This window comes from Kordia sp., assembly GCF_045105435.1.
Classification (GTDB): Bacteria; Bacteroidota; Bacteroidia; order Flavobacteriales; family Flavobacteriaceae; genus Kordia.
This window is the reverse complement of sequence record NZ_JBGCDL010000066.1, coordinates 1-4,429: the sequence shown is the minus strand read 5'-3', so window position 1 is coordinate 4,429 and position 4,429 is coordinate 1. Positions and strand designations below refer to the sequence as shown.

At 35.7% G+C, this 4,429-nt stretch carries 3 protein-coding genes; all 3 read left to right on the top strand.

The genetic code is table 11. The annotated features are described in order from the left end of the window. On the top strand, window positions 1-735 hold a 735-nt coding region (locus tag AB8B65_RS03190), incomplete at its 5' end, for an efflux RND transporter periplasmic adaptor subunit (RefSeq protein ID WP_405299411.1). Window positions 736-738: 3 nt separating this feature from the next. Beyond that, entirely contained in the window at window positions 739-4,020 is a 3,282-nt protein-coding gene (locus AB8B65_RS03185; RefSeq protein ID WP_405299410.1) for an efflux RND transporter permease subunit, read from the top strand. Beyond that, window positions 4,010-4,429: TolC family protein (locus AB8B65_RS03180; protein ID WP_405299409.1), on the top strand; the 420-nt coding region annotated here is incomplete at its 3' end. The genes AB8B65_RS03185 and AB8B65_RS03180, both read left to right, overlap by 11 nt.

The window sequence follows — 4,429 nt, the reverse complement described above, 5'->3', positions numbered from 1 at the left end:
AGTAGTTTTGATCTAAACAAAACCACACCTACATTACCTGAAATGACTACCGAAAAGGAAAAGTACTTTATTACAGGACGTACTATTGTAACAAATTATTACAACGTTAAAAACTTAGAACAACGTTTGTCAAAGTATACGATTAGCGCACCATTTTCAGGAATTTTAACCGAAGCCTTAGTTACAGAAGGTTCATTAATTCGTAATGGACAAAAATTAGGCGCATTTATCGATGATTCTGAATACGAAATGGAAGTCGCGTTAAGCAAAAAATATGCAAGCCTGCTAAAAGTTGGCGAACAAGTAGCATTAAACAATCTTGATGGAACAGAAACATTTTCAGGTGTTGTTTCCCGTGTCAACGGAAGTATTGATGCTACTACGCAAACCATTACAGCGTATATAGAAGTTAAGGACGAAAAACTAAAAGAAGGTATGTATTTAGAAGCCAACCTAAATGCAAAAGAAGAAACAAATGCAATTGAAGTAGACCGAAATTTAGTGCTCGACAATGATCAAGTTTTTATAGTACGAGACAGTGTATTGGATGTAATAAAAGTAACTCCTGTATATTTTTCAGACACAAAAGCAGTACTTAAAAATATTCCGGACGGAACGGTTATTTTATCAAAATCAGTTCCGGGTGCGTACGCAGGTATGTTAGTAAAACCACTAACTTCTGAAAAGGTAACAGATAGTACCGCAACCAAACCAGCATCTAAAAAAACCAAGTAAGTCATGAGAAAAATAATTGCTTACTTTATAAAGCACAGCGTTGCCGTAAATATTGTCATTGCCTTATTTGTAGTCTTCGGGTTTTATGGCGCTTACACTTTAAATTCTTCTTTTTTCCCCTTAGTCGATTCTAAAAACGTAAATATCAATATTACGTATCCTGGAGCATCTCCGCAGGAAATTGAAGAAGGAATTGTGCTCAAAATTGAAGATAACCTCAAAGGTTTAAATGGTGTAGAACGTGTTACCTCAACTTCCAATGAAAATAGCGGCGTAATTAATGTTGAAATTGAAAAAGGAAAAGACATTGATTTTATGCTGCTGGAAATAAAAAACGCCGTAGATCGTGTGCCTTCGTTTCCCATAGGAATGGAACCTTTGGTGGTTGCCAAACGAGAAGCCGTACGTGAAACCATTTCTTTTGCAGTGAGTGGCGATGGAATTCCGTTAGCAACTTTAAAGCAAATTGGACGCCAAGTAGAAAATGATTTGCGTGGTATTGATGGTATTTCGCAAATTAATATTACTGGATATCCTGATGAAGAAATTGAAATTGCCATTAACGAAGCTAGTTTGCTCGCGTTCAATTTATCGTTTACTGAAGTATCAAACGCTATCAATCAGGCAAGTTTAATTACTACTGGAGGAACTATAAAGACAAGCGCCGAAGAATATTTAATTCGCGCCAACGCACGTTCGTATTATGCAGACGAATTGTCTAATTTGGTTGTAAAATCAGATGCATCTGGACGCATAATTCGCTTAAAAGATGTTGCCAAAGTACGCGATCAGTTTTCTGAAACGCCAAATGCTAATTATTTTGATGGCAATCTTTCCATCAATATAAGTATTACAAGTACCAATACTGAAGATTTAATTTCTTCCGCAGAAAAAACCAAGGAATATATTGCTGAGTTCAATCAAAAATATGAAAATGTACAATTGGATGTTATTGGAGATCGATCTGAAACATTAGTACAACGAACAGCGTTATTGACCGAAAACGCTATTATCGGAATGATTCTCGTACTCATATTTTTATCATTATTCCTAAACACGCGTTTGGCATTTTGGGTCGCTTTTGGCTTGCCTGTTGCCTTCTTAGGAATGTTTATGTTTGCAAGTTATTTTAATATTACAATTAATGTATTGTCTCTTTTTGGGATGATTATCGTAATTGGTATTTTGGTGGATGATGGAATTGTCATCGCAGAAAACATTTACCAACAATACGAAAAAGGAAAATCGCCAGAAGAAGCTGCTATTGATGGTGTTATGGAAGTATTACCTGCTATTATTTCTGCAATTGTTACTACCATTTTAGCCTTTAGTATCTTTCTGTTTTTAGATGGTAGAATAGGTGACTTTTTTGGAGAAGTTTCTATTGTGGTAATACTAACACTTGTTGTTTCGTTGGTAGAAGCATTGATTATATTGCCGGCGCATTTAGCACATTCCAAAGCATTGCGTAAACAAAATAAAGAACCAAAAGGATTATTACCAAAATTGTTTTCAAAACTACGTTATATTAACAAATTTGGTGATTTTATCATGAGTTGGCTACGCGATAAAGTGTACAGTCCAGCATTGCGATTTTCTTTAAAATATAAGTTTTTAACCTTTTCATTCTTTATTGTCTTTCTAATTTTAACGCAAGCAAGTTTTAAAGGCGGAATTATACGAGGTGCATTTTTTCCAGATATTGCCAGTGACAGAGTTTCCATTACACTCAATATGCCAAATGGAACCAATGAGAAAGTAACCGACAGTATTATATCTTTTATAGAAAGCAAAGCAAAAGAAGTTACCAAAGCAATCAATGACGAATATATTGGTGAAGATTCAGAGAAGTATTTGGTTGAAAACATAATTAAAAGAATTGGCCCAGGCGCAGCAACGGCTACTTTACAAATCAACTTATTACCAGGTGAAGAACGACCAAACGAAATTGCATCCGATTTGGTTTCCAATCGTATTGAAGAAGCTGTCGGGCCTATAATTGGTGTGGAAAGTTTGGTTTTTGGTAGCGGTGGAAATTTTGGAGGACTTCCAGTATCGGTTTCCTTTCTCGGAAATAATATTGCCGAACTAAAAGCTGTAAAATCCGAACTAAAAGAAGTACTCAAAAATAATGTAGCATTAAAAGATGTTACGGATACTGATCCGGCAGGAATTAAAGAAATCCGTTTAAAACTAAACGAAAGTGCGTATGCATTAGGCTTAAACTTACGATCGGTAATGACACAAGTACGCTCAGCATTTTTTGGAGCGCAAGCGCAACGTTTTCAACGTGGACAAGATGAAATTCGTGTGTGGGTTCGTTATGACAGACCCAATCGTTCTTCTATTAATGATTTGGACAATATGCGAATTATCACGCCAAGTGGACAACGTGTTCCTTTAAAAGAAATAGCAAGTTACAGCATTGCACGTGGAGAAGTTGCCATAAATCACTTAGAAGGTCGTAGAGAAATTCAAGTTTCCGCAGATATTAAAAACAAGAAAAAGACAAGTGCAACGGATATAATGTCAGAACTTAAAGATGAAATCATGCCTGAGATTTTGTCACGATATCCAACTGTAACACCATCGTATGAAGGGCAAAATAGAGAGCGTAACAAATTAATGGCTTCGTTAGGACCTGTAGGACTTACAGTGCTGATTTTAATTTATATAGTCATCGCATTTACCTTTAGAAGTTACAGTCAGCCTTTATTATTATTGTTACTAATTCCGCTTAGTTTGCCTGCTGTAGCTTGGGGACACTGGCTTCACGAATTCCCAGTAAATATTCTTTCCATGTTAGGAATTATTGCCCTGATTGGAATTATGGTAAATGATGGACTTGTCTTGATAGGAAAGTTCAATAATAATTTACGAGAAGGAATGCTATTTGATGATGCTCTATATGAAGCTGGACGTTCTCGTTTTAGAGCAATTTTCTTAACCTCAATTACAACTGTAGCTGGATTAGCGCCATTAATTTTGGAAGAAAGCAGACAAGCACAATTTTTAATTCCGATGGCAATTTCTATTGCATACGGAATTGGTTTTGCCACAGTATTAACATTGATTGTATTGCCAATTTTTTTATCGTTTAGTAATTACGTAAAGAAAACAGGAAAGTGGTTGTATTATAACAGAAGTATTACCCGAGAAGAAGTAGAACGTGTGGTACGAGAAAAACAACACGAAACACATCTTTTAGAGGAAAAACGAGCAAAAGAATTAGCAGTAGAAACGGTACAAGTTCTTAACACACAAAACGAAGCAAATGCAGAATAAAATTTATATAACCGCTATTTTAGTTTTCTTCGGAATGTATATGAATGCGCAACAAATGCTTACGCCAGATGACGCCATTCAATTGACATTGGAGCATAATTACGGAATTAAAATTGCCAATAATACGGTAAAAGTAGCCGAAAATAATACGAGTATTTTAAATACTGGTTATTTGCCAACTCTCACAGGAAATGCAGGCGCAACGTATAATTTAGACAATACAGAAGCCGAATTTTCTAATGGAAATACAACCGTTTTAAATGGTGCCGAAAGTTCGCGTTACAACGCTTCTGTAAACCTCAACTACACGTTATTTGATGGTTTGGGCAGGTTGTACAATTATAAGCGATTGAAAGAACAATATCAATTATCTGAATTGGAAGCGCGTGAAACAATTGAAAACACATTG

What these genes read in the sequence shown, in the direction of transcription:
- AB8B65_RS03185 (WP_405299410.1), top strand. Translation starts at nt 739, where the DNA reads ATGAGAAAAATAATTGCTTACTTTATAAAGCACAGCGTTGCCGTAAAT.